20 protein-coding genes are annotated in these 26014 nt (G+C 50.3%); 2 read left to right on the top strand and 18 right to left on the bottom strand.

Annotated elements, in window-relative coordinates; translation table 11 throughout:
- Nucleotides 1-2: 2 nt before the first annotated feature.
- The 6 genes from DXC51_RS13170 to DXC51_RS13145 form a co-directional block, all read right to left on the bottom strand.
- Nucleotides 3-545 (bottom strand): hypothetical protein, encoded by a 543-nt coding sequence (locus DXC51_RS13170; RefSeq protein WP_021635092.1) that lies wholly within the window; start codon nucleotides 543-545, stop codon nucleotides 3-5.
- Complete coding sequence (locus DXC51_RS13165; RefSeq protein WP_051358329.1) at nucleotides 526-2385, bottom strand: ABC transporter ATP-binding protein; 1860 nt, start codon at nucleotides 2383-2385, stop codon at nucleotides 526-528. Before DXC51_RS13165 ends, DXC51_RS13170 begins: the two co-directional genes overlap by 20 nt.
- A gap of 263 nt (nucleotides 2386-2648) precedes the next feature.
- Nucleotides 2649-3602 carry an Rpn family recombination-promoting nuclease/putative transposase gene (locus tag DXC51_RS13160; RefSeq protein ID WP_021635095.1) on the bottom strand — a complete coding sequence of 318 codons (954 nt, stop codon included), beginning with the start codon at nucleotides 3600-3602 and terminating at the stop codon, nucleotides 2649-2651.
- Between the two features lie 470 nt (nucleotides 3603-4072).
- A complete protein-coding gene (locus DXC51_RS13155) occupies nucleotides 4073-5179 on the bottom strand; it encodes a C45 family autoproteolytic acyltransferase/hydrolase (protein WP_025491590.1) in 1107 nt (368 codons plus the stop codon).
- Between the two features lie 241 nt (nucleotides 5180-5420).
- A complete protein-coding gene (locus DXC51_RS13150; RefSeq protein WP_021635097.1) occupies nucleotides 5421-7181 on the bottom strand; it encodes an ABC transporter ATP-binding protein in 1761 nt (586 codons plus the stop codon).
- Between the two features lie 4 nt (nucleotides 7182-7185).
- A complete protein-coding gene (locus DXC51_RS13145; RefSeq protein WP_021635098.1) occupies nucleotides 7186-8967 on the bottom strand; it encodes an ABC transporter ATP-binding protein in 1782 nt (593 codons plus the stop codon).
- A gap of 531 nt (nucleotides 8968-9498) precedes the next feature.
- Between DXC51_RS13145 and DXC51_RS13140 the strand changes: the two genes are divergently transcribed.
- A complete protein-coding gene (locus tag DXC51_RS13140; RefSeq protein WP_021635099.1) occupies nucleotides 9499-10401 on the top strand; it encodes a LysR family transcriptional regulator in 903 nt (300 codons plus the stop codon).
- Between the two features lie 93 nt (nucleotides 10402-10494).
- Here the strand turns inward: DXC51_RS13140 and DXC51_RS13135 are convergent, their stop codons facing one another.
- The 6 genes from DXC51_RS13135 to DXC51_RS13110 all read right to left on the bottom strand — a co-directional run bounded on the left by DXC51_RS13135 (nucleotide 10495) and on the right by DXC51_RS13110 (nucleotide 17032).
- Nucleotides 10495-11175, bottom strand: coding sequence for a YjjG family noncanonical pyrimidine nucleotidase (locus DXC51_RS13135; RefSeq protein ID WP_021635100.1), 681 nt, complete (start codon nucleotides 11173-11175; stop codon nucleotides 10495-10497).
- Nucleotides 11176-11325: 150 nt separating this feature from the next.
- Nucleotides 11326-12192: an Rpn family recombination-promoting nuclease/putative transposase gene (locus DXC51_RS13130; protein WP_117544746.1), complete on the bottom strand. Its 867-nt coding sequence runs from the start codon at nucleotides 12190-12192 to the stop codon at nucleotides 11326-11328.
- Nucleotides 12193-12959: 767 nt separating this feature from the next.
- Nucleotides 12960-14435: an alpha-L-fucosidase gene (locus DXC51_RS13125; RefSeq protein WP_021635299.1), complete on the bottom strand. Its 1476-nt coding sequence runs from the start codon at nucleotides 14433-14435 to the stop codon at nucleotides 12960-12962.
- Nucleotides 14435-14875, bottom strand: coding sequence for an RbsD/FucU family protein (locus DXC51_RS13120; RefSeq protein ID WP_021635300.1), 441 nt, complete (start codon nucleotides 14873-14875; stop codon nucleotides 14435-14437). Before DXC51_RS13120 ends, DXC51_RS13125 begins: the two co-directional genes overlap by 1 nt.
- Nucleotides 14869-15882 (bottom strand): aldo/keto reductase, encoded by a 1014-nt coding sequence (locus DXC51_RS13115; RefSeq protein WP_021635301.1) that lies wholly within the window; start codon nucleotides 15880-15882, stop codon nucleotides 14869-14871. The genes DXC51_RS13120 and DXC51_RS13115 overlap by 7 nt, the downstream gene beginning before the upstream one ends.
- Before the next feature lie 97 nt (nucleotides 15883-15979).
- Nucleotides 15980-17032 carry a zinc-dependent alcohol dehydrogenase family protein gene (locus DXC51_RS13110; protein WP_021635302.1) on the bottom strand — a complete coding sequence of 351 codons (1053 nt, stop codon included), beginning with the start codon at nucleotides 17030-17032 and terminating at the stop codon, nucleotides 15980-15982.
- A gap of 377 nt (nucleotides 17033-17409) precedes the next feature.
- Here DXC51_RS13110 and DXC51_RS13105 point away from each other — a divergent pair, with 377 nt between their 5' ends.
- A complete protein-coding gene (locus DXC51_RS13105; protein ID WP_025491582.1) occupies nucleotides 17410-18309 on the top strand; it encodes a helix-turn-helix transcriptional regulator in 900 nt (299 codons plus the stop codon).
- Nucleotides 18310-18322: 13 nt separating this feature from the next.
- On the opposite strand, the gene DXC51_RS13100 is transcribed toward DXC51_RS13105, so the two are convergent.
- The 6 genes from DXC51_RS13100 to DXC51_RS13075 form a co-directional block, all read right to left on the bottom strand.
- Nucleotides 18323-20659 (bottom strand): glycoside hydrolase family 20 protein, encoded by a 2337-nt coding sequence (locus DXC51_RS13100; protein WP_021635306.1) that lies wholly within the window; start codon nucleotides 20657-20659, stop codon nucleotides 18323-18325.
- 98 nt (nucleotides 20660-20757) lie between these two features.
- Complete coding sequence (locus DXC51_RS30030; RefSeq protein WP_021635308.1) at nucleotides 20758-22062, bottom strand: cob(I)yrinic acid a,c-diamide adenosyltransferase; 1305 nt, start codon at nucleotides 22060-22062, stop codon at nucleotides 20758-20760.
- Between the two features lie 57 nt (nucleotides 22063-22119).
- Nucleotides 22120-24003: a heavy metal translocating P-type ATPase gene (locus DXC51_RS13090; RefSeq protein ID WP_021635309.1), complete on the bottom strand. Its 1884-nt coding sequence runs from the start codon at nucleotides 24001-24003 to the stop codon at nucleotides 22120-22122.
- Complete coding sequence (locus DXC51_RS13085; protein ID WP_025491578.1) at nucleotides 24003-24377, bottom strand: ArsR/SmtB family transcription factor; 375 nt, start codon at nucleotides 24375-24377, stop codon at nucleotides 24003-24005. Before DXC51_RS13085 ends, DXC51_RS13090 begins: the two co-directional genes overlap by 1 nt.
- Before the next feature lie 338 nt (nucleotides 24378-24715).
- Complete coding sequence (locus DXC51_RS13080) at nucleotides 24716-24958, bottom strand: helix-turn-helix transcriptional regulator (protein WP_025491577.1); 243 nt, start codon at nucleotides 24956-24958, stop codon at nucleotides 24716-24718.
- A gap of 146 nt (nucleotides 24959-25104) precedes the next feature.
- Nucleotides 25105-26004, bottom strand: coding sequence for an acetamidase/formamidase family protein (locus DXC51_RS13075; RefSeq protein WP_021635313.1), 900 nt, complete (start codon nucleotides 26002-26004; stop codon nucleotides 25105-25107).
- Nucleotides 26005-26014 lie beyond the last annotated feature (10 nt).

The raw sequence follows: 26014 nt of genomic DNA, 5'->3' as shown, positions 1-26014 counted from the left end.
TCCTACCTCCTGTGCGCCGCTTGTGAAACAAACAGCGGCAGTATCGTTGCCACCGCAATCACCAGCTTCAGAAAAGCCGTCAGAAGCTGTTGCATGAAACGGATAAAAACTTCAAAGGCACCGATATTTCTTTTCCTGTATTCCTCCTGCCGGCTTCTCATTGCACGCACTTCTTCATTTTCCGTCAGCTCATAGTCCATACCCATGGTTTTCATAAGCACCGGCTCCGCCATCCGGTACTGCAATCCCCACCACATGACATTTTTATGCTTGGCCGCCCAATGCCTGACGACATTGATAAAAAGCGCCGTCCCCGCTCCTGCTGCCGCCCAGACGAGCATTTCCCGGATCGGCCGCTGCTCGTACAAGGCCGCCAGAAGCATGGAAGACAGATAAATCACAACAAATGGGGAAAGACTGTCCATCAGTATGGTGAGCCCTACAAGCGCCCATTCCCGGTTATAACAGAACAAAAGCTTCAGCGCGCGCAGATGACAGCTGATGTCCTTGCTCATTTCCTCCCGTTTATTCTGCAGCCAATGCATCCCTTTGCACCTCCTGTCCCATACATTCCTTCTGATAATATCTGCTTTGAATTCCAAACAGCCTTGCGTATGCCCCGCCGGAGGCAAGCAGCTGTTCATGACTGCCCTCCTCCAGAATACTTCCGTTTTCCATGAAAAGGATCCGGTCACAGAACCGGGTGCTGGACAGCCTGTGAGAAATAAACAGCGATGTTCTCCCCTCCGACATACGCACATATTTCTCATAAACCTCCTGCTCTGCCAGCGGATCCAGCGCAGCCGTCGGTTCATCCAGAATCAGCAAAGGCGCCTCCTTATAAAAAGCCCTGGCCATCCAAAGCTTTTGCTGCTCTCCACCGGAAAGCCCGACTGCATTTTTCTGTATCCCTTTCCCAAGCGAGGTATTTTCTTTATCAGGAAAATCTTCTATCTTTTCCCACAGTCCTGCCAGCTTCAGGCAGTTTATGACTTTTTCCCGATCCATATTTTCCTTCGTTCCCGAGCTTACATTTTCCGCAATTGTCAAAGGCAGAAGCTGCACATTCTGGAACACGGAAGATATCAGGCCATAATAGCTCTCTTTTTCATAATCGCCTATCGCCTTGCCGTCTATCCGGATTTCTCCCTCTGTGGGTTTATACAATCCGCAAAGAAGTTTCACCAGCGTAGTTTTCCCTGCTCCGTTTAAGCCTACCATGGCTATTTTTTCTCCTGCACGAATTGTAAAATTAAGGTTCTGCAGCGTTGGCTTCTCACTCCCCGGATAGGTGAAGCCTGTATGACAAAATTCCACGCTGACGGCGCCCTGCTTCTTTTCCTTTTTCCTTCCCCGGAAGGTATCTCCGTCATTTTCATCCAGGAAAGCCCTGAGCCTGGCATAATCCAGATTTAACTTTCCCAGACGCTCCCCCATCTCCAATAAACCCTGACACGCCTGCTGACAGCTGCCGACCAAAGGCATGTACCATACAAAATCTGAGACTGCCATTTTTCCCTGCACAATCTGAATGATCAGGAAAAAATAAGCGCTCATATCCCTGATAAAACAAAGCAGCGCATCACAGATATTAGCTGCCAGATATCCATTTTCCCACTCCTTCACATATTTTTCGCTGCTATTCCTTTCCTTCCTGTAAATACCCATCAGCCATCCGGAAAGATCAAAAATGCGGATATCCTTTCCTGCCGAAAAATCCCCGGCCTTCGATTCCACATACTGCATTTTACGATTTGCTTCTTCCGCAGACCTGCGCAGCTTTCTGTCCTTTTGCTGCGCCCCTCCTCTCAGGAAAAAGGTCAGCACCGTAGGCAGCAACACCATGCCCAGCAGGAAAACGCTCTCTTCAAGCAAAATGCTTCCATAGATAACCAGACCAACGACGGCCAGCAGAAACTGCTGCCAAATTAGTATACAATGCTTCATTTCCGCCTGGTTACGGTATAAGGAATCATATATGGCATAGGCGTCGTCATTGAATTTCCTACTTTCCAGGATGTCATAATCCACGGTCAGCCTTTTCTTTAAAAGCCGGAGATTATAAGCGTCCTCAAACGGCCCTCTCATTCCGTCCACATATGCTGTTATGCCTTCTTTCAGCATTCCTGCCGCTGCCAGCAAAAGAATCAGCACCGACAGCCTCCCAAAAAATACAGGAAAATCCCAATGCTCCTCCAACCCCTTAAGCACCATCTTCGGCAGCCTGGCATTCATCAGGGGAAGAGCCGTTCCTACGGCTGTCAGAGCAATCGTGCAGGCTGCAACTGCCGGTTCCCTTACAAACAGTTCCTTCCAGTGAAACAGCGCATTGCTCACGAAACTATATTTTTTATCTGCTGGATTTCTTTTATCTTCCGAACTCATTCTCTGATTTGCCTCCATGCTTTTTTCCGGAAGGCATGGCCGCAGGACCGTTCCGGAAATTTAATGACAGTATAGCATATTCCTTTTTCTCTGTCCGGTCTGCTGCACGAATGGTTTTGAAGGCGCACGAATGGAAACTGCAACAAAAAATCTGCCCCCTAAGGCTTTTCACCTAAAAGGGCAGATAAAATACATTCATACTTATACTTAATTCAGGTAGTATCTATTGTTCTGAAATTACCAGCAGGCCACTTGCAGTCATATTATATTATTCCATACTCCTTATACAGTTTCTTTCGTTTCTTATCATTCCCACAGCATTCAAAAAATTCCTTCTCACGTCCATCTGCCTGCATCAGCCGGGCCAACTTGGATAATGCAGACTCACCCGCTGCGATTCCCTCTTCCCTAATATCCATCAACGCCGTACACATATTATATCCTCCATTCTCATTTCGGTAAGTTTCCCGCTCTCCTTTGCCCAGCTTCTTCATTCCAATGAATACCTCCAGCAAATCGCATTCTTCCTCCGTCAGATTTCCAAAATGCTCTGTATGTCCCTTTACGTAATCCTTTAATCCCTTCCTGTCTGCCGCCACAGGGAGAAGTTCAAAGACCGCCCGCAAGCCGGTCCGAAAATTTTCCGGGTTCACATTCCAGGCGTGAATCAGATTCATCCGGAAATCCGGACAGAACTGCTTCATATCCTCAAGTCCTTCCGGAAATTTTAAAATATCATGCAGACTGCTTCCCCCTTTCCACGGTTCTTCTCCATGATAGAAGGTTAGGAAGATTACCGGATGCAATCTGTCCTGTTTGGCAAATCCACTGAGATATTCACCGCCGGTTTTCAAGTCCTTTGCTTCTTTGTGCGCTTTTTCAATTGTTTTTTTCTGCTGCATGTAAGCAATTGCTGTATCAAACATATTACGCAACGGCATGGCATAATCCGTACAGTTCTGGTTTTCATCCATCAGTACAAGATAACCCTCCCCTGCTCCCGCCGCGTAAACCACATCCGGGATACGCTCATAGCTGCGGTATTCCCTTTCCGTTTGTTCCTCACTGTAATTGAGGATCTCAGGCATCCTTTGCAGCATTTCCGGATGCAGGCGCTGTTCGCCGCAAAACAGACCTCCGTTTATTAAATCACAAAAAATAACAGGTTTGCGAAGCTGCTGCTTTACCCTGATATCTAATCCTTTTTCCCTTTGCAAGATATGCTACCTCCGATGAGAACAGATCCCGTATCAGTCTATGTCTTTGGCTTTTTTAACATTTAACTAATGTTCCTTGAAATTTAACAGACTGATTCTTACCGGCTCTGATAAAATGACATGCTGTCCTGCCGGATAAACCGGCTACTCACAATTTTTATGAGTGCAACAACACAGGATTGCAGGCACCTAAGAAGAGGCACCGATTTACTTTTCATTCTGGCACTGCCAATTTCAGCTACAACGAATTCGTGTTTTTATATTAATCGCATAACATATTTAATTCAATAGGCAAAATGACGTTTTTTAGTTGCAATGGTTCTTAAAAAAAGCTGTAACCAGGCATAAATACTGCATTTACGGATGTCAAAAGGCACCTGGTAAAAAACAACTTTACCAAGTGCCCTCTCATTCAGCCGGATACCGGATTGTTCCCGTCTCCATCTGAGTTATTCCTGTAACAATACAGATCATCCAATGGGCCGGAAGGCAAAGAATTCCGGATTCCCGTCCTCATTTCTGTAAAGCAGCTCTTCCACACAGGCTCCCTTTTTTTCATCAACCAGATAATCCTTCCAACCGTTTTCCTCCTGACCCAGCCAGCAGATACTGTAGCGTTTTTCCACGGGATCAAGAATTACTGTTTTAATCGTACCAAAACCATCCTTATAGTAATGCGCAGTCATTCCCTCCGGATATTCTGCAAGCATAAATTTACGGATTTCTTCCTCCGAATACCGTTCCTTTTCTTCTGCAAACTTCTTCAATCTGTCATACCTTACAATTGAATTATTCATACCGGCCGGTTCCAGATGCTTAAGCTGCTCTATTACGATATGATTGGTGCCGCACAGATACTGGGGGCCTTCATTCGGACTGATTTGCTCATATGCTTTTTCTCCGTCCATGGTTTCGAATAAAATCCCTGTGCCGGAAGGATCCGCCAGGTATAGGTTGATATTATAGGCAATGGGCATTTGCATTACCTTTTCCAAAGCCTCCTGTGCATCGGCGCAGTTTTCAAGCAGGCTGCGGATAACCGCCCAGAACTGCAGCCCTTTTATCTTCGGCGCACGCATGCCGGGCATGTTGCTGACCGGAAAGCCGCAGGAGGACATGGATACCGCCAGCCCTTTTTCATTGATTCCCTCGCATCTGCCGAACTCCACGATCGTACCTGCGATATGAGCGTATTTTCCCGCGGGCGCAGTCCTGCAAAGCTTCAGATCCTCATCCTCAATAGTGAATTCATAATTGCGGGCGATTTTTGGATGCCCGTCCAGTGTTTTCTTTCCGGTAAGTATCAGGCCGGAGCAGCGGGGCACCAGCATGGTCATCCAGGTATAGGCAATGTCCTTAACCGGAATGCCGGCCGCCTCCGAAAATCCCTCCAGCTCCTCCCGGATGCCGGGACAGTACATATCGTAAAGCCCAAGCGCTTCCTCCAGCGCCTCCCTGGTAAAATATTCAGGGGCAGGAATATACCATTTTCCCGTATCCTCCTGTCCTGCTATCTGTCTTCCTATTTCCCGGTACGTCCCTTCCAGTTCATAATAGCTTACTTTCTGTTTTTCCATAGAATGCTTCATCCTTTCTTCCTGTCTGCGTTTTCGTCTGGCAACAGCTCAGATATCCTGGCTGTTACGGTGGATGAATCTATTCTATTCTCTGTTTGCTTATTAATCCTGTCTTTTTCTGCCGGGAAATGTCCTGCAGGCTGTCTGGAAACAAAGATTTTCTATGCTGGCTGCCGTCCGCACTCCGCTGCGCCACAGCCCCTTGCACTCCTCTTCGCCGTTTCAGCCCCCGTTGCCCCCGTCAGACTGCAAACTGGCTGTTATACAATCCGGCATAGAAGCCGTCCTTTTCAAGCAGCTCTTCATGGCGGCCCTGTTCCACTATTTTCCCATCTCTCATCACCAGGATTACATCCGCCTCCCTGATTGTGGAAAGCCGGTGCGCCACAATAAAACTCGTCCTGCCCTCCATCAGGCGGGCAAAGGCTTCCTGGATTTTCATTTCCGTCCTCGTATCAATAGAAGAGGTTGCTTCATCCAGAATGAGCATGGGCGGCAGGCACAGCATGACCCTGGTAATGCACAAAAGCTGCTTCTGTCCCTGGGAAAGGCTTCCCCCATCCTCTGAAATCACTGTGTCATAGCCTTCCGGCAGACGTTTGATAAAGCTGTGGGCATGGGAGGCCCTGGCCGCCGCTATGATTTCCTCCTCCGTGGCATCGGGCTTTCCCATGGTAATATTTTCCCGGATAGTTCCTGCCTTCAGCCAGGTATCCTGCAGCACCATACCGTAACCGGCGCGCAGGCTCTTGCGTGTCATATCCCGGATATCCGTTCCCTCCACCCGGATTTGGCCGCTGTCCACATCATAAAAACGCATCAGCAGGTTGATCATGGTCGTCTTTCCACAGCCCGTAGGGCCTACAATTGCCACTCTCTGTCCAGGCTTTACCTGCAGATTGAAGTCCTCAATCAGCTTCTGCTCCGGCGTATAGGAGAATGCCACATGGGACAGCTCCACATTTCCCCGGATATTATTCAGGTGCATTGCCCCTTCTTTTTCCGGTGTCTGGGGTTCTTCCTCTATTAAATCAAAAATGCGTCCCGCGCAGGCCAGCGCGTTCTGCAGCTCCGTTACCACGCCGGATATTTCATTAAAGGGCTTGGTGTACTGGTTGGCATAGCTGAGCAGGCAGGACAAATCGCCCACGCTGATCCGGCCCGCCACCGCCGCCAGCGCGCCCACCAGCCCGACTCCTGTATAAACCACGTTATTGACAAAGCGGGTGGCAGGATTGGTGATGGAGGAATAAAATATAGCCTTCAGGGAGCATTTCTGCAGCCGCTCATTGATTTCATCAAACTGCTCCATCGCCTTTTCTTCATGGCTGAAGGCCTGCACCACCTTCTGGTTTCCCAGCATTTCATCAATCAAAGCGGTCTGCTCCCCTCTTGTTTCCGACTGAAGCCGGAACATGGTGAAGGTTTTTTTTGCGATAAAAGCCGCCACAAACAGGGACAACGGTGTGATAAGCACTACCACAAAGGTAATTCCCACATTGGTTGCAAGCATGAACAGGATAGTCCCCGCAATCGTCATTACGCCGGTAAAAAACTGGGTAAAGCCCATGAGCAGGCCGTCCGCAAACTGATCCACATCTGCAATGACCCGGCTGACAATCTCGCCGTAGGAGTGGCTGTCAATGTATTTTAGCGGAAGGATTTCTATCTTTCGGAAGGCTTCGTTCCTGATATCCCTTACGATGTGATATGTCATTTTATTATTGCAGATATTCATGATCCACTGAGCCAGGGCAGTAACGGCAATGGCTATGGCTATCTGTTTCAGGACGGCCAGAATTGCCGGGAAGTCCACCTGCCCCCTGGCAATGATATGGTCAATGGCCCGCCCTGTAAGCTTGGGCACATAAAGGGTGAGCGCCACGCTGACGGCGGCCAGTACCAGGGAAAGCCCCAGGTAAAACCAGTAAGGCTTCAGATACCGGAGCACCTTGACAAGGGTTGCCTTCTGCTTTGTCTTATCTTCTTTTGCTTTTGCCATGAGCTTACGCCTCCTTCCTTTTTTCAAACTGGGAATAATAAATTTCCTGGTAAGCCGGACAGTTTTCCAGCAGATCCTCATGAGTGCCTATGCCTGCCACTTCCCCATCATCCATTACAATGATCTGATCCGCATAACGGATGGAGGAAGCCCGCTGGGATACAATAAATACAGTGGGTCCTTCTTCCATTTCCTTGATCGCCTTACGGAGCCTGGCATCAGTTGCAAAGTCCAGCGCGGAGGCGCTGTCGTCCAGGATCAGGATTTCCGGATTTCTTACAAGGGCCCTGGCGATGGTAAGGCGCTGCTTCTGCCCGCCCGACAGGTTTTTCCCGCCCTGAGCCACAGGAGCATCCAGCCCGCCGTCCTTGGTATCCACAAACTCCCTTGCCTGGGAAATATCCAGCGCCCTTAAAAGCTCTTCCTCCGTAGCGTCCTCTTTTCCCCACCGGAGGTTTTCCCGGATGGTTCCCTTAAACAGAACCGCCTTCTGCAGCACCATTCCCACCTTCCGGCGCAGTTCCTCTAACGAATAATCCTTCACGTTTTTACCGCTCACAAGTACCTGTCCCTTTGTGGCATCATAAAAACGGGGAATCAGGTTCACCAGGGAAGATTTTCCGGAACCGGTTCCTCCGATGATTCCTATGGTTTCTCCCCTATAGGCCTTAAAACTAACATCCGTCAGAGACTCCGCCCCTGCATTTTTATAGGTCAGGCAGACATGATCGAACTCCACGGAAGGGAGCCTGTCCAAAGCCTTTTTCCCAACGGCGCCAGTGTCCTGGCCTGATACACTACCTCTGTGTCCATCATCCTGGCAGCCGTTCCCGTCCTTCATACTGGATTCTATTTCAAAAATACTCTGGATACGGTTTCCGCAGGCGATAGCCTTGGTAATTGTAATAATCAGATTGGCAAGCTTAATCAGCTCCACCAGAATCTGGGACATATAATTGACCAGCGCAACCACCGCGCCCTGCGTAATTATGCCATTTTCCACACGCCACGCGCCGGTCCAAACCAGAACAATGATCGCGCCGTTAATAATCACATAGGTTACGGGATTCATCAACGCGGAGATTTTACCCACATGCTTCTGCATGGAGGTCAGCGTATTATTGCTTGTTTCAAACCTGTCGATTTCGTTTTCTTCCTTATTAAAAGCCCGAAGCACACGGACACCGGTCAGGTTTTCCCTGGTAATCCCCAGCACCCTGTCCAGCCCTCCCTGCACCTTTTTATAAAGAGGCATGGTCAGCATCATGATTCCGAATACCACAACGGAAAGCAGCGGAATGGTCACCACAAATACAAGAGCCGCCTTCACATCAATGGTAAAGGCCATAACCATAGCGCCGAATACGATAAACGGGGAACGAAGGAACAGACGCAGCACCATGTTCACCCCGTTCTGCACCTGATTGGAGTCACTGGTCATTCTCGTGATCAGCGTGGACGTCCCCACCGTATCCATTTCCGTAAAAGACAGGCTCTGGATATGGGCAAACAGCGCATGCTTCATCTTCGCCGCAAACCCGACCGCCGCCTTCGCCGCAAAATACTGGGCCGTAATGGAACATACCAGCCCCACGACACCAAGCATGATCATGACAAAACACATTCTGCCAATATACCCTCTGTCGGCATTCCCAATCCCCTTATCAATAATCGCCGCCATAACAAGCGGCACCAACAGCTCAAAGGAAGCCTCCAGCAGCTTAAACAACGGCGCCAGAACCGTCTCCTTCTTATAATCCTTCAAGAAAACAAGTAACTTCTTCACACCCTCACTCCTTCAGTATATTTTAAAAATCCCAAATAACTGTTCAATCCACCTTCACAGCAATTGCCCTGATCTGCTGGTAACAGTTCAGCCTTAGGCCGACCTGTTACTGCATCCGCCCATGATAAGTCGCCTTCGGCGAGGGGCGGATGCCTGCTGGCATCACGTTTTCTCACGGTTTGCGCAGTGAATGCGCATACCTGCCTGAACTGTTACATTTGCTGTTCCACCTGCCAAACAGTTACTTGCCAAATTTCCTCGTCTATCGTATCATAAAATCAGGTATATTAAAATTATTATATTTATATATAATCCATATTTTTAACATATATATTACTCAAATTCTGCTCCCGGTTTATTACCCCCATACTCTTAGCAAATACATTACCGAAATTCTGATCCAGGTTTTACGGTAACCCTCCGGCAGCAGGAAAGCCGGCTGGAGGGACAGGAAGCCAAAGCGCCGGGACACCAGACCCAGGATGCCTCGGTTGCTTCTCACCCAAAAACAATCACAGGAGAGGTAGATTCATGGAATTAAAACAGCTTTCACATTTTGTAACCGTGGTAAAGGAAGGTACCATCTCCGGCGCCGCCAGGAAACTGAATCTGTCGCAGCCGCCGCTGAGTACCCAGATGAAACAGCTGGAGGACGAGTTCGGCTGCGTCCTTTTTGAACGCGGTTCCCGGAAAATACAACTGACGGAGGCCGGGCAGCTGCTCTATGAAAGAGCCGTAACCATGCTGGAGCTTTCGGAAGCAACCCGCAGGGAGCTACTGGACTATAACAGCGGTCTGACCGGGGCGCTGCGTCTGGGTGTGGTTTCCTCCGTGGGAAGCAGCCTGCTGCCGCTCTGGGCCGCCGCGTTCCATCAGGCCTACCCCGACATACGCTTTGAACTGTTTGAGGCAAATACCTATCAGCTCCTGGAACAGCTGCGCTCCAACCTGCTGGAGCTGGCCATTGTGCGTACTCCTTTTCATGCTGAAGGCTTTGTCTGCACTTCCCTGTGCGAGGAACCGATGCTGGCGGTGGGAAGTGAAACCTTTTTCCCGGAAAAAACTGTGGTGCCTTCTGATTCCGGCTGTTTTGACGGCTGCATTACTCTGGAGGCCCTGAGCCGCCTGCCTCTGATCGTATACCGCAGATGGGAGACACCCCTGCACGACGCTTTTACCCGGGAAGGACTTTCCCCCTCCTATTTCTGCCTCAATGACGATGCCAGGACCTCCGTCCGCTGGGCGGACGCCGGCCTGGGCGTGGGAATCGTACCTGCTTCCTCGCAGCCGCTGCTTCAAAATCCACATACAAAAGTATACAAAATAAGCGACAGCAGACTCTTTACCAGCATTTCCGTTATCCATAACAAAAATGCGTATCTGTCCACTATCGCCCGTATGTTCTTAAAACATTTAATCACCGAAATGCACTGACCTGCCGCACGGATCGCAGTCCGGATAACAGAACTGTCAGTCAAATACCCCGCCGAAAGCAACAGAGCAAAAACAATATCACCATTTTATCTTTCACAGAAAATCCTTCAATTCCCGCAAATTTCTGATTTCCCGCTCAATCCGCAGCCCCGGGGTATTCTGCTTTCCTGCGGGATTGAACCAGCAGGCGGCAATCCCGGCATTGTTGCCGCCCTGGATATCCGACGTCAGGGAATCCCCGATAATCATGGTCTTTTCCCTTTGGAAATCCGGGATTCTCTGAAAGCAGTAGTCGAAAAATTCCGTCTGGGGCTTCTGGTAGCCCACCGCCTCCGACACAAAAATATCTTTCATAAAACGGTCCAGCCCGGACAGCTTCAGCCGGTTGCGCTGGGTGGCCTCCACACCGTTGGTGACCACGTAAAGGTCATATCTTGGAAACAGCCAGTCCAGAACCTCCTGCGCCCCCTCAATGAGTTCATGCCCCTCTCCCAGCATCATCTGATACTCTTCTTCAAAAGCAGCACCGTCTCCATCGATCCCAAGCTGTTCAAACAGCCTGCCGAACCTGGTAAAAAGCAGCGTCGGCTTATCTATCTCGCCCCGTTCAAAGGCCTCCCACAGACTATGATTGATCCGGGAATAAATCCGGTAGCTTTCCTCGTCACACGGATAACCATGAGCCTCCATAGCGCGGTAAAAGGCAGAATGCTCCGCTGCTGAGAAATCAAGAAAGGTCCCGTCCATATCCAAAAGCAAGGTAGTATATTCCATGTTTCTTCCTCTCTGTAAAAAAAATAATATATCTTAATAATTCTTACAGTCTGCATAGTTAATATACAGACTGTAAGAATATGCGGCGGCAGCAAACATCTGCTCCATCATAGAGCGCATTTAGCTGCCCCTGTTTATATAGGCATTGGATTATTGGTTAAGTAACATCTTAGCTATGTCCAGATCGCTTTTGGAAGAATCCTCCGTTATTAAATCGACTGCCTTTTGTACATAAGCATCTTCCAGCTCCAATGCTTCTGAAATTGCAGTAGCATTAAGCCCCTTTTTCAGTTTTCTTCTTATCATAGATACTAATTTTGCTTCTCCTTCGGCACGGCCTATTTTTAATCCATCCTGCAATCCATCTTTTCTTCCTTCTTCTCTTCCTTTTTCAATACCAATCTCAAGAATATTCATCTTTACAGCCTCCCATTCTTCCGATTGCTTCACTTCATTTACGATTTTATCCAACGTAATAATCCGTTTATCCTTTATCTTGACCTCAGGATTATCAATCGTGGTATTTTTCATATACTGTAGCAGGCTTATCAGCTCAGGACGGCCATTTTTACTGGTCATGTTCAGAAATATTTTCTTCGTGCCGTCATCCAGGGGCAGATCTGAAAATTCTTCACATTGTTCCGTAAAGGTATAGATTGCACGGTCCCGTCCGAAAATGTCTTCCTGCGTGATAAAAATAATGACAGTTGACGGCAGGTGCTTATACCGGGTCGTCTTTCCTGCCTTTAAAACCGGGGTATCAAGCAGGCCCTGATAAAATCTCGCTCTCCGCCTCACATCGTCCGCTTCCGTATCATTCTGCATCTCCGTATTAAAACGGCGGTCAGATACATCCCGTGCCCAGGCATCCAACCGGATAGCCCGTTTTCCGCTCTTGTTGAGCACTACCTGCTCCACCTCTACCTCCGCCAGCTTCAAATCCGGCTCATCCAGAATAATGCTCAGCGTACTTTCATAAGCGGTTTTATTTCCGCGAGCAACGAGCCAAGTAGCCATGCTTGCATGGCTATTTGGCGACTGCCGCGAGAGTCAAATACCCCGTTGCTTGCAGCGGGGTATTTGACTCTTCATGACAGATAAGAATAAAGCAAAATCACTCAGATTAAACTGATAGTTTTGGGACAGCGCCTGCATGGCAGCCGTTCCGGTTGTCTTAGAATTCATAGGCATTCCTCTCTTTCTTTTTTTGCAGAGAGAACCATGCCTTCTGCGGCTGCACAGATTATCCGGCAGCCGCTTTGTCCTCCCTGCTTATTCATTTGTCAGCAAGGAGTTCATGCATTACAGTACATATGTAAAAATGAAAACCTCCGTCAGGCAGAAGTCTGTACATATGCCGTCCATGCACACGCGAAGCTGCGTGCAGATACCGATCTGTGGGCTGAATTGCCTTCACAGAGCGGCGCAGAATCTTAAAAGATAAAAAGATTTGTTGAAGTCATTGCTTATCCCGATTGTAGCATACAGATATAGTTTCTGCAACAATTCCTGATAGTATTTATTTGTATAACCGTAACAGTTCAGGCTTAAAAAATCAGGCATCCCGCCGCCGACAATCTCTGTCTGGTTGGATGCCTGTCTTTTTCACTTATTCATATGTTCTGCGCAATCAAATCCCCCGCGGCAACAGGATATCAAACTTGCAGGGCTGCTAAGCAGCGGGGTATTTGACCCTCGCGGCAGTCGCCAAATATCCATGCAAGCATGGTTACTTGGCTCACTGCCCACGGGAGTAAACGCAAATCACTGCCAAAGCTGGCGCATCAGTCCACCGTAACCCGGAACACCACCGGCTTGTCGGTATTGACGCCGGTCACCTTCACATGCAGCCCTTCCTCATCCCTGGACCAGCTGCACTCCGAATCAAAGCCGAGAATTTCAACGTTACGGATGATTCCATGGAAGTTGGGCTTCTTGGAAGCATCCTGTTCACCCAGCGCGGGGAACAGATAGCTGCCCTCCGGCGAACATTTCAGGGCTGTGGCATAGATATGATCTCCCTTCGCCGTGTAGCGCACATCCGCAGGGGTAAAATCCTTTTTGATTCCGTCGGAGAACTGTCCTTCCACAATCTGCGTAGGGCCTTCTCCGTATTTTCTCCACACCCCTGTGTCATAAATGGACTCCCCGTTATCTCTCAGCCAGTCGCCGATTTCTGTCAGAATCCGGGTGTCCTCCTCCGAAATGGTTCCGTCCGCCTTCGGGCCGATATTCAGAAGCAGGTTGCCGTTCTTGCTCACGATATCCACCAGATCACAGATGATATCCTTCGCAGGCCTGAAGTCATTATTTTCCGTATAGCACCAGGAATTCAGAGCAACCGCAGTATCGGTCTGCCAGTGGTACGGCTTCACATCCGCAAACTGCCCGCGTTCAATGTCCACCACCGCCGTGCCGAACATGAAAGCATCATGCTTGTAGTTGATGAGGACCTGCTCACCCCACTCCTCTGCACGGTTATAATAATAAGCGGCCAGCTTTTTCAGGTAAGGCTTAAAGGCGCTGTGCTGTATCCACCAGTCAAAATACAGAAGCTTCGGCTGGTATTTATCAATGATTTCGCAGGTTCTTACCAGCCAGTCCTGAAGATATTCCTCCGTAGGCTCCGGTTTCCCGTACAGATCCTGATGATCCGGCTCCGCCATGGACGGCCAGTACAGATCCCCTCTTTTCAGAGGCTCCTTAATGTCACTGTCGAATTCCTTTCCATGCCCCAGGAAAAACCAGTGCTCCGCCCGGTGGGAGGAGGCGCCGCCTATAAGCCCTCTTTTTGCAAAGGCTTCCGTCAGTTCTCCCAGCGTATCCCTTTTGGGTCCCATTTCCCCGGCATTCCAGTGGGAAATTTCACTCTTGTACATCTGGAAGCCGTCATGATGCTCCGCTACGGGCACCACGTATCTGGCTCCCGCCTTTTCAAACAGATCAGCCCATTCCTCCGGGTTGAATTTTTCCGCCTTAAACATAGGGATAAAATCCTTATAGCCGAATTCCTTATGCGGCCCGTAGGTTTTCACATGATGCTCAAATTCCGGCGTTCCCTGAATATACATGTTCCGGGGATACCACTCATTGGCAAAGGCCGGAACGCTGTAAACGCCCCAATGGATAAAAATACCGAATTTTGCCTTCACGAACCAGTCAGGCATGGGATGGTTCCCCAGGCTCTCCCAGGTATCCTTATAAGGTCCCTGTGCGATTACCTTTTCTATTTTTTCCAGATATTCCTTCAGCTCCGCCATCAGTCCGTCACCACACCCTTCTGGAGCATGACATTGGCATACAGCGCCGTCTCTCCTGTCGCTATGATTGCATACGCTTTTTTTGCTTCCTCGTAAAAAGCAAACCGTTCTATGTGGCCGATAGCCTCTCTGCCGCGGCTTTCATATTTTTCCTCGATCTGCGCATAGGTTTCCCAGATAGGCGTCTCTACCTTATCACCGGGCATTACCTCCATGAGGGAAAAGGGCTTTTCCACATAGCTGTCCAGCGGAAATACCTGCAGTATGGCATCCAGTATTTCAGGGACGCCGTGGCCATCCATGCGGATTACCTTCGCATTTTTGCCCATGGATTCTGCGGGGAAGTTGCCGTCTGCTATGACAATGCGGTCGCTGTGGCCCATTTCACACAGAACCTTCAGAAGCTCGGGGGATAAAATTTTCGGAATTCCTTTTAACATGTGATTGTTCCCTCCATATCCCACAGGTCTTCCCAGCCCTTTGCCCCGGCCCACAGGAATACCTGTCCTTTGATCAGTCTGCAGTTTTTATCCGCCCTGCGGATGCTCTCCATCTCTTCTTCGGTTAGCGGATCCTCAGTTACGCAGGCAAGGTTGCTTACATACTGGGGTTCCTTCACGGAAAAAGGAATGGGGATCTGGCCTCTCTGCGCAGCCCATTTCAGGCACACAAGGGCAGGATGGATGTTGTGTCTTTCAGCGATTTCCACGATTTCCGGCATCTGGGTATCAGCGATGTCCTCTGCGGTTCTGTCCCGTTCCGGACGGGAAGGGGAACCGATGGGACAGTAACCGATAGGCTGAATGCCGTGGGCTACAGCATAATCAAACAGCTCCGGCTGCTGAAATCCGGGATGCAGTTCCATTTCCAGGGCCGCCGGCTGGATTCTGCACAGCGGCAGCACTGCCTCCAGCTTGGGAACGGTCATGTTGGACATGCCTATATAGCGTACCTTTCCTTCATCCACCAGCTGTTCGCACTGTCTCCAGGTGCTCATGAATTCTTCCACACTAAAGGGCCTGGAATCGGGATTCCGGGAATCTCCGTCACAGCCGGGCGCATGATAGTTGGGGAAGGGCCAGTGGACAAAATAAAGATCAATACAGGAAAGCTGCAGATCCTGCAGGCTTTTACGGCAGGATTCCAGTACCTTGCCTTCACCATGCATGTCGTTCCATACCTTGGAGGTTACGAACAGATCCTTTCTTTCCACGATGCCTTCCTGCATAACGCGTTTTAACACTTCTCCGATTCTGTCTTCGTTCTGATATACCGCTGCGCAGTCAATCAGGCGGTAGCCCGCCTTTATTCCTCCGTAAACGGCTTCCGCCACCTGTTCCGGGCCGTATTTGTCGGAACCGAAGGTTCCAAGCCCTACCGCAGGAATGGTCTCGCCTGTGTACAGGGCGCGGCGGGGGATTTTATTCTGATCTATGATTGCTGTCATATTCTCTCCTTTTTGCCGGCAGGAATTTACTTTGGAAATTCACGGCTGCCGTTTCACACAGCATCCGCCTTTACCGCCGGCTTTCACCGGTTACTGTTTAGTCAAAAACAACTGCTACCTTACCGCAGTTTCCGCCTGCCATAAGCGCATAGGCTTCGCCTGCTTTTTCCAGCGGGAACTCATCGGTAATCAGATCCTCCGGATGGATGCCCCAGCGGACAAGACGCTCCACCAGTTCCTCCATTCTCCACAGCGAGGTCACCCAGGAGCCATAAATGGTCTTCTGTCCATGGATGATGTCGGGGCTGGGATTAAAGGTGCAGGTGCCGCCTTCGCCGACGAATGCGATTTTGCCCCATTCCCTTGTGGCGCGGATGGCAAGCTGGCGTCCCGGATCGCTGGCGCTGGCGTCAATGGCGCGCTCCACGCCGTTTCCGTTCGTTACCTTCATAATGCCGTCCATGGCTTCGTCCGGTTTGAACACATAATCCACCAGTCCCAGTTCCTTTGCCAGGCCGATACGGTAATCATTCATTTCCACGCCGATGAGCATGTTAGCTCCCATGGCCTTTGCAAGCATAAGCGCAGCCAGTCCCACCGGGCCCAGGCCGGTTACCAGCACCGCATCGTTGCCGCAGATGCCGATTTTTTCAATGGCTTCATATACCGTGCCGAAGCCGCAGGCTACCTGTGCGCCGTCCTTGTAGGTCAGTTCGTCAGGCAGCGCGATCAGATCCTTTTCATCCGCCAGGATGTAGGGCGCCATGCCGCCGTTCCTCTGCCAGCCGTAAGCCTGACGGAAACGGCTCTTGCAGGATATGTAATAGCCTCTGCGGCAGTCGTTGCATACGCCGCAGCCGGAAATATGGTAAACAATAACCCTGTCTCCTTTTTTAAAGCGTTTTAAACCCTCTCCTTCTTCCACGATAACGCCGCAGGGCTCATGGCCTGCAACCATACCGGGAATGTAGCCCTCCGGGCCTTTTCCCACATGTTCCCTGTAGATGCAGCGGATATCGCTTCCACAGATGGTGGTAGCCTTGGTCTGGATCAGCACCTGGCCGTGACCGGGCTTGGGAATTTCAAATTCCTTCATTTCCACTGAGCTGTTGCCGGGCAGTGTCGCCCCTCTCATTCTCATTTTTTCCATTGTTTAACCCCTTTCTTTTCTAAAAAAGCAACCGTCAGGACAGTGAACAGCCGCTCTTCTTCAGCCTTCAGCCGCTTTACAGCAGCAGTGACCATATGTCACAAATTGTGTGTTAACTGATATCCTTATTATAAAAGCTAATGGGAAAAAGTATTAGAGAAGGATTTGACAACTTGCTTCATTTTATGTCGCATCAGCGCAGGTTTCTTGACTTCCCGGCCAGGAAACGTTACATTAATATATAAGACAGAACGAAACAGGTCAGGCAGGCCCCACATTACTGCGTTGGCCGAACGAATATACGGCAGCAGCCAGCCGCCGGCCCATCACACAGAGCTTTTAAACGGTTGGATGATATTTGAAAGGAAACAGAAGATATGCGCACGAATTTCAGCGATCTGGATATCCGCTTCACCATTGGGGATACGCGGTTTCAGGCACTTAATATTATCTATGAAAGATTTCTCCGCACGGTTCCCAGCCACAGCCATGGCAGCGGGAGCTATGAAATCCACTATATTCCCCGCGGCTACGGCCGTGCACGCATCAATGGGCGTTTTTATGATATTGTGCCCGGGACGCTTTATGTGACCGGGCCGCATGTGGAGCACGCGCAGACACCGCACCTGGAGGATCCCATGTGTGAATATTGCATTTATCTGAAAACGGAAAAAAAGCGCCGCTCCCAGCCCTCCGCCGGGCCGCAGCCAGACGGCAGGGAACGGGCGTTGTCCCTGTTTGAAGGGACCACCTTCTGGTTCGGCCAGGATACCCAGAATGTGGCTTTTCTGATGGAAGAGCTTTTTTCCGAACTGGAAAACCGCTATACCGGTTTTCAGCTGCAGGTGGAGCTGCTGCTACAGCAGCTTCTGGTCAGGCTGGTGCGCAATTATGAAGAAAAAAAAGAAACCGGGAGGGCTTCCGGCTTCTCTGCGGCGGCTGATAAAACCTCCGTGATCATTGAAGATTATTTTCTCTATGAATATCAGAGCCTGTCCTTAGAGGAGCTGGCCGGCAAGCTGGGGCTTGGCACAAGGCAGACGGAACGGCTCCTGCAGAAGCATTACGGCAAGACCTTTCTGCAGAAAAAAACGGAGGCGCGTATGTCCGCCGCTGCCATCCTGCTTTCCGACAGCAGCCGGAGCATCACCTCCGTGGCTGAAGCCCTGGGGTATTCCTCCATGGAGCATTTTTCCTCCGCATTTAAGAATTATTACCAGCTCAGTCCAAGGCAGTACCGGAAGGAAGGGGCTTATCACAGCTTTCCGGAGCCGTAGCCGCAATCAAATTCTACCACAGCTTTCCCGAAAGCAGCGGCAGCGGTTCCAGAAAGTGTTCCAGAATTTCCTCCTCTGTGACGCCCGTATCCAGGCTTCCTATCGTATCGTTCCAAAGGCAATAAACCGCCCCCGCCATCCGCCCGGAATAGGCAGGCAGCATTTCCGCCTGTGTCCCAGCTGCGAAAAGATTTGGCTCCCACTGCTTCAATGCTTCCAGATCCAAGCGGTCGTAGCCGCCTCCCGGGATAATATACAGACTGCTGTTGAGGGAGTTGATGATGGTAAAACCTTCCTCATACATATCCTGCGGATCGGCCCATTCCATATTCCAGATCTGCATCTGCACATTTTCCGAAGCCACCTGCGTCCTGCCGGGCAGGCGGCTCAGGCTGCCCCACATACGCACGGTGCGGCCGCTTTCCTGAATCATGCTTATCATGTCATTGGCAAAGCTGCGGTAATCCTCCCCGTCCGCAAAATATTCATCCATCCCGATATGGACCAGCCCGCCTGCTTCAAAAACGGGATCCTCCCCTTCCAGATATTCCTTCCAAAGCTTTTGCACCAGGTCAACTGTCCCTTTTTTACCCAAATCAAGCTGATCCACATTATCCGGCTCGTCCGCCAGGGCATATTCCGGGAAAATCCTTGTCAACGCCAGGCTGTGGGCGGGCGTGTCAATTTCAGGGATCACCTGCACCCCTTTTTCTGCCGCAAAACGGGTGAGTTCCTTCCACTCCTCCCTGGTCAGGGAACCATCCTGGGAGGTGATTCCCTCTCCCCTGCTGTTTTTCAGCCCGGACTCCAGACGGAAGCCCGCATAAGCGGTAAACGCGTTGGAAATGGAATCGTTTTTTCCGCTGGTGGAAAGAATCTCATTGTCATTCAGATGCACACCCAGATTATTCATTTTGTGTTCACTCAGAGTCAGGACAATCTGTTTCAGGGTTTCCAGGGAAACCATCCTCCTGCCGATATCTATATGAAAACCCCGCACGGAATAGCGGGGATAATCCCGGATCGTGCCGCAGGGGATTCCCTCTCCGGCATTTTCAAGAAGATCGGCGGCCGTGACCGTTGCCCAGATAAGCCCCTGGAGCTTCTCTGCCCGGAGCACCATAGTGCCTGGCCGGATATCGAGCCAATAGCCTTCTTCCTTCAATCCCATCTCTTTTCCGGCAAAGCCCAGATAAATATCCCCCGTCTGCAGGGAAGCTTCCTCACCGGAAACCACCGTCAGCTCCCCACCGGACAGCTTTTTCCAGCTTTCCTGTAAATCCAGGGCAGGCTGCCTAAGCTCTGCCTCCCTGCCGGCCTGCATCACAATGCGCTTCGCATCTTCTGGAGGGAAAAAACCGGCGCCTCCCTTCCATTCCGAGACCTCAGGCGATAGCCGCGGTCGATCATTTACCACAAACGCTTCAGAATTATCCACAGACGCTTCAGAATTATCCGCGGGCGATTCCGGATTGTCCGTAAAAACGGAGGGCGGAACCGTTACATAATAAGAAGGGGAATCCTCATATTTATCGCCCTGCGAAATCCGGTATCCCACGGTAACCGCTTTTTCCTCGAGCGTGGGATATACCGTGCCGTCCTCGTCAATGATTTCCTCATAATCCGATCCAAGCAGCCGGATTTCATATCCTGCGGGCGCTTCGGGAAGGGGCAGGAAACGGCTTCCGTCTTCCGCTGTCCTGATTTCCGGAACCTGAAGGCACCAGGATACCGGAGCCTGGGCGTACACTTCCATTTCCAGCAAAGAAACATTCTGATAATAAAGGTACTGGTTTTCCTCCGTATCGGAAACCGCCGTGGTTCTCAGGCGCAGGAACCTGCCCTGCGCCTGATTATCCAAAACCACATGCTGCTCATTGGTTTCCGGCGTACCTTCCCACAGGGCGGCCTGTGTCCAGTGCTCCCCGTCCCGGGATACCTCGATTACAAATCCCAGCACGTTCAGACGTTCCCAGTAAAGGCTGACAAAGGCAAAGCTCTGCTCCTGTGGAAAAGAAAACTGCAGCCAGTGCTCCGGCGCTCCCGCCTCATTGGCGCTGGACCAGCGGCCGGCGCCGGCATTTTTCTTTCCATCCGCCGCCAGCTGCGGCAGGAAGCTATCATTCTCCACACTGTCCGCCGTCACCTCCACACCGGGCATCAGGGCCAGATTCTCATAATAAAAACCATGCTCACCAGCGCCGGCAGCCGCGTCTCCTCCACCCAGGCTCTCTCCCCCGTCCCCCTGAAGCAAGACGCACACCAGCAGAAAAAGCAGCGCCAGCATTGCCAGACAGGCTGTTTTTATTCCTGGATAATATCTTTGAGTTTTGTCGTTATTCTTTGCCATATTACTCCTACCGCTGAAGCGCTTTTACAGCTTCACAGCTGCGTATATTTTTCTTTTTCCTGCCAACAGGTCCTCAGCTGCCTGTTCTTCTGATCCACTCAGAATTCTATCCCTTTCCTGGCCATAATTCCTTTTTGGTAAGGGTGGCGGACACAGCGCATTTCCGTAATATAGTCCGCAGCATCCGTCAAAAAAGCGGGGGCATCCCTTCCGGTGCATACCACCTCCACAGCCTCCGGCTTATGCAGCAGGAAATCCTTCAGCCTGCCGCCGTCCAGCAGCCCCCAGTTCACAGGATAGGTCACCTCATCCATCACAAGGACATCGGCCTTTCCCTCCTGTGCCTGCAAAATCGCCTCCTCCAGAATCCGGTTATGAATTTCTGTCAGCTCCTCCTTCTGTTCCAGGGTCATAGAGGAAAAAAATCCGAAATCCTTTTCGCTGCGCAGAAGCCTGATTTCAGGGATACGGGCCAGGCTGTGAAGCTCCCCCGTATCCCTGCCCTTCATGAACTGCACAATCAGCACCTTTTTCCCCGATCCTGCCGCACGCAGGGCCAGTCCCATGGCTGCTGTGGTTTTTCCCTTTCCTTCTCCCGTATATAAATGAATCAGTCCTCTTTCCAGCTTCATCCCGACGTCCTCCCTTTCCTTTTCACATATCGCTGTCTTCCTGTTGGGACAGTCCTTATTTCCGCAGGAGGAACACAGCTCTGTGCAGGCCGTGTCCCCCAGCCGTGCCTGGTACACCACGCTTTTTTTCGGTGAAAGTACGTAAAAGCGGTTGAAGGAAACCGTTGTCTGCCCGATTTGGGAAAACATCCCTTCCATGGCCTCCAGCGGAAGCTCGCTTCCCGGAAAGAGCATCTTTTCCACGAACAGTCCATATTTTCCCCTGATTTTTTCATTCAGCTCCTCATAGGCTTTCCACAGAAGCTCCGTGCAGATACACTCCGCCATATAGCTTTCCGTGAGCATTCCCTTTGCCGCATACCCTTCCTGGAGCCGGTCCGGCCCGCTGCCAAGTGTCACGATCACCTGACAGAAGCCATGCTTCCCGCCGGGAAGCATTAAAGCCTCACCGGACGCGGTTATGTTGTCCTCCGCGCCGGCCACCCCGGCTTCTTCCTCAGCTCTTCCCCCGGTTTCTTTTTTGGTCTCTTTTTGGGTCTCTTTTTGGGTTTCTTTTTTAGCTTTTTCCCCGGCCGCCTTCCATATCCTGTTTCCGATTCTTTCCCTATCCGGCCCGGAATACACATAATAGCCTTCCGGATCCAGATATTTCCGCACTTCTTCATAAACCTGAAAAAACAGCGGTAAGTCGGTATCCTGATAATGATACCGACTTATTGCTGTTTGTATATCTTCCTGTGTTAATTGTAGATTAAGTTGTATTTTTTCCATACTCCGCTTTCCCGGTATATGCGCAGCCCTGGCCGAAACGCCGCACCTTATCACTCATCAGTCAATGCCCTTCACCTGCATGGCTCTCATGGCATTGAGGATGGCGATAACCGCCACACCCACATCGGCAAAAACCGCCAGCCACATGTTGGCAATTCCAAAAGCCGCCAGAATGAGAACAAGGATTTTTACTCCCAGGGCAAAAACGATATTCTGTTTTACAATGCCCAGCGTCTTGCGGGAAATCCTCATGGCTGCGGCAATCTTGGACGGTTCATCCGTCATGATTACCACATCCGCCGCTTCAATGGCTGCGTCGCTTCCCAGGCCGCCCATGGCGATTCCGATATCCGCCCTTGCCAGGACCGGCGCGTCGTTAATGCCATCTCCCACAAATACCAGCCTGCCCTTTGACGATTTGGATGCGATGATTTTCTCCACCTCATCCACCTTATCACCGGGAAGCAGCTCTGAGTGAACCTCCGTCAGGCCTATTTGCGAAGCCACATAATCCGCCGTTTCCTTCCGGTCCCCGGTGAGCATTATCACCCGGTTAACACCCTCGGCCTTCAGCCCGCGGATACATTCTGCGGCATCCTCCTTGATTTCATCAGCAATAAGGATATATCCCAGATACTGGTCATTCTTTGCTACATGGACAATTGTACCAATCTGCGCGGCATTGGTAAAGCTAATTTTCTGCTGGCGCATCAGTTTTTCGTTTCCGGCATAAATGTCAAATCCGTCAATGACCGCATGGACACCGTGCCCAGCCAGCTCTTCCGTGCTTTCCAGCCTGTTTTTATCCAGTTCCTTTCCATAGGCCTTCTGGATGGAAAGGGAAATAGGGTGGTTGGAATAGCTTTCCGCATAAGCCGTAAGCTCCAGCAGCTTCTCCCCGGAAATCACCTCAACACCGTTTTCAGAAGCAGGCTTCACCTCCGTCACCTTAAAGGTTCCCTTTGTGAGCGTGCCTGTTTTATCCATAACAACAATTTCCGCTTCCGCAAGAGCTTCCAGATAATTGCTCCCCTTGATCAGGACACCCGCTTTGCTGGCGCCTCCCAGCCCGCCGAAAAAGCTCAGCGGCACACTGATAACCACGGCGCAGGGGCAGGAAACCACCAGGAATGTCAGCCCTCTGTAAATCCAGGTGGACCAGCCTCCTAAAAACAACGGCGGAATTACTGCCAGAACTGCGGCACAGAGTACCACAATGGGCGTATAATACCTAGCAAATTTGGTGATGAAATTTTCCGCTTCTGCTTTTTTGCTGCTGGCGTTCTCCACCAGATCCAGGATTTTGGACACTGTGGATTCACCGAAGGGCTTGCTGACCTGTACCTCAAGCACACCCGTCAGATTGATGCATCCGCTGATTACCTCTTCGCCGCAGAGGACCTCTCTGGGCACGCTTTCACCGGTGAGCGCCATCGTATCCAGGCTGGAATTTCCTTTTGTAATCACGCCGTCCAGCGGGATTCTCTCGCCGGGCTTCACCACAATCGTCTCACCCACGGCCACTTCATCCGGATCCACCTGCGCTTCCACGCCGTCCCTGCGCACGTTGGCAAAATCCGGACGGATATCCATCAGCTCCGTTATGTTCTTTCTGGAACGGTTCACCGCGTAGCTCTGGAACAGCTCACCTACCTGGTAAAACAGCATTACCGCCACCGCTTCCGGATACTCCCCTACAAAAAAGGCTCCCACCGTGGCAATGGTCATAAGAAAATTCTCATCAAAAACCTGGCCCTTGCCGATATTGCCCACCGCTCTCTTCACAACGTCTCCGCCCACAATCACATAGGCTGTCAAAAATACGGCCAGCAATACATACCAGGGCAGCCCCGGCGCAAAATTCTCAATCAGTACAGCAGCCGCAAAAAAAGCGGCTCCGATGATAATCCGTTTCAGTCTTTTCTTTAATTTCCTGGTCATTATTCTTCATCCTCCTGAATATGATCAAGCCCCTGGCTCAGAATTGTCTTGATATGTCCGTCGGACAGCGAGTAAAAAATAGTCTTCCCATCCCTCCTGCTCTTCACTAAATCCATCTGCTTAAGCACCCTCAGCTGGTGGGAAATTGCCGACTGCGTCATATTCAGTATCTGCGCCAAATCGCAGACACACATTTCGGAACAAAGCAGCACATACAGCATTTTAATTCTTGTAGTATCCCCGAATATCTTAAAAAAGTCAGCCAGATCATCCAAATCATCCTCCGCCGGCATCTGCGCATTTACTTTTTCAACAATATCCTCATGGACATGAATATATTCACAGCTTTCCGCATGCTCATAATTTCTTTTCATAGAAGCTCCTCCAATCATATGGTATCCTTTATTTATTTTTTCATTCAAACATATGAACAATCTTTCATATGTTTAATGCTATTATATTCATCTCATGTAAAAAAAGCAAGTACTTTTATAAAAAAATTTGATTGATTAAAATTGGGGGCTCATACATTTTATTCAGCCCTGCTGCTGTTAAAGTTCTGCCCTATTTGGCCTTTATCCATCATTCCCATGTTTTCCGGTTTCTGTGTCCGCCAGCCTGTTTGTGCATAAAGAATGACCGCCCCAAGCACCAGGGCGGCCATCTTCATGAAGGGTATAATCAACCAATAAATGGAAGAAAGCGTAAGACGCTATTCTTCACCCACCTCAATTTCCAGGAATTCGGGTGAATCGAAAAACTCTTTTAATGTAATACCAAGTCCTCCGCACAGCTTGCAGATTGTAAAAATCCCCGGGTTCTGGGTAGAACAATCAATGATGTGCATCAGTGTCGTCATCGGAACTGCGGAACGGTAGGACAAAGTATAATAAGACATGTCCTTTGCCGAGCAAAGGGTCTTAATACGGTTTGCTAACTTCTCCTGCTCTGACATATCCGGCCTCCTCAGCTTATAAATACATTTTATCCCATTTTTTAACAAAATTGCTTCCATATACGGTAGTAAAATGGTAAATTTTTGTTAAATCATGTATTTATTCCCGAACAATGCCGAATCATTACTACATTTTTATGGTTTTCTTATTCCGCCCTCCATCCATACTGTTCCAATATATTCCTGGGGAATTCCACGCGCGCCGTCATCAGCGGATTTACGATTTGGCATACCGACATATGCGAAACCAGCGACATCAGCATCTCGGATTTCACTTCCTCCAGGCCGGTCACCCTTCTCACAAATTCTTCCATCAGCCTGGCGGCTGTCTTTCCCGCCTCAAACACGGTAGCCGCCGACTGAATGGTAATTACAGCATCCCGGGTTATCAAAAACGGCGTGGGGATTGGATTTTCCTTTAATACACTTACCCTTACGGTAACCGTTCCCGCAATTTCCAGCCCGCAGCCAAAAACCTCTCCGTCTCCCATCAGGGCATGGAGATCACCCATGGAAAGCAACGCTCCCGGAACTGCAACAGGCAGATAAAGGACCGTTCCCGCCCCGATTTTTCTACAGTCCATGTTTCCGCCGTGGACATCGGGAACAGATGTGGCTATCCCTTCTCCGGCAGGCGCCGTTCCGATGACCCCTATCATGGGACAGCAGTCAAGCAGCAGCGTATCATCAAAGCGAATCTTATCTCCCTCGATTTCATACATTACCGCCTTTGCTTCCGGCAGTCTGCCTGCAAAAATACCCCATGAAAAGGAAGCGCACATAACACCCCTGGAATGCAGGCTGATATCCAGGATTTCTACTTTCAGCACATCCCCCGCATCCGCGCCGTTAATATACAAGGGTCCGGTTGCCGGATTTCCCAGGGCGTCTTCCCTGTCTCCCAGAGGACGCTCTTCACTGGTTACACTGTCGTCATAGCAGTCCCTGGTTTCGAATATTACTGTTTCCCCGCTTTCGCAAATGGCTGACGGAGGAATGTTTTTATCCAGTCTGTCATATACCTTATCCCTGCTGATTGTAAGCATCTTCGGCTCC

This window comes from Eisenbergiella massiliensis (genome assembly GCF_003435485.1).
Note: the sequence above shows the minus strand (reverse complement) of the source record. Positions and strands in the feature narration are given on the sequence as shown.

Coding starts and splice junctions, on each gene's coding strand:
- DXC51_RS13170 (WP_021635092.1), bottom strand. CDS start 545: ATGCATTGGCTGCAGAATAAACGGGAGGAAATGAGCAAGGACATCAGC.
- DXC51_RS13165 (WP_051358329.1), bottom strand. CDS start 2,385: ATGAGTTCGGAAGATAAAAGAAATCCAGCAGATAAAAAATATAGTTTC.
- DXC51_RS13155 (WP_025491590.1), bottom strand. CDS start 5,179: ATGGAAAAACAGAAAGTAAGCTATTATGAACTGGAAGGGACGTACCGG.
- DXC51_RS13150 (WP_021635097.1), bottom strand. CDS start 7,181: ATGGCAAAAGCAAAAGAAGATAAGACAAAGCAGAAGGCAACCCTTGTC.
- DXC51_RS13140 (WP_021635099.1), top strand. CDS start 9,499: ATGGAATTAAAACAGCTTTCACATTTTGTAACCGTGGTAAAGGAAGGT.
- DXC51_RS13135 (WP_021635100.1), bottom strand. CDS start 11,175: ATGGAATATACTACCTTGCTTTTGGATATGGACGGGACCTTTCTTGAT.
- DXC51_RS13130 (WP_117544746.1), bottom strand. CDS start 12,192: ATGGCTACTTGGCTCGTTGCTCGCGGAAATAAAACCGCTTATGAAAGT.
- DXC51_RS13125 (WP_021635299.1), bottom strand. CDS start 14,435: ATGGCGGAGCTGAAGGAATATCTGGAAAAAATAGAAAAGGTAATCGCA.
- DXC51_RS13120 (WP_021635300.1), bottom strand. CDS start 14,875: ATGTTAAAAGGAATTCCGAAAATTTTATCCCCCGAGCTTCTGAAGGTT.
- DXC51_RS13115 (WP_021635301.1), bottom strand. CDS start 15,882: ATGACAGCAATCATAGATCAGAATAAAATCCCCCGCCGCGCCCTGTAC.
- DXC51_RS13110 (WP_021635302.1), bottom strand. CDS start 17,032: ATGGAAAAAATGAGAATGAGAGGGGCGACACTGCCCGGCAACAGCTCA.
- DXC51_RS13105 (WP_025491582.1), top strand. CDS start 17,410: ATGCGCACGAATTTCAGCGATCTGGATATCCGCTTCACCATTGGGGAT.
- DXC51_RS13100 (WP_021635306.1), bottom strand. CDS start 20,659: ATGGCAAAGAATAACGACAAAACTCAAAGATATTATCCAGGAATAAAA.
- DXC51_RS30030 (WP_021635308.1), bottom strand. CDS start 22,062: ATGGAAAAAATACAACTTAATCTACAATTAACACAGGAAGATATACAA.
- DXC51_RS13090 (WP_021635309.1), bottom strand. CDS start 24,003: ATGACCAGGAAATTAAAGAAAAGACTGAAACGGATTATCATCGGAGCC.
- DXC51_RS13085 (WP_025491578.1), bottom strand. CDS start 24,377: ATGAAAAGAAATTATGAGCATGCGGAAAGCTGTGAATATATTCATGTC.
- DXC51_RS13080 (WP_025491577.1), bottom strand. CDS start 24,958: ATGTCAGAGCAGGAGAAGTTAGCAAACCGTATTAAGACCCTTTGCTCG.
- DXC51_RS13075 (WP_021635313.1), bottom strand. CDS start 26,004: ATGCTTACAATCAGCAGGGATAAGGTATATGACAGACTGGATAAAAAC.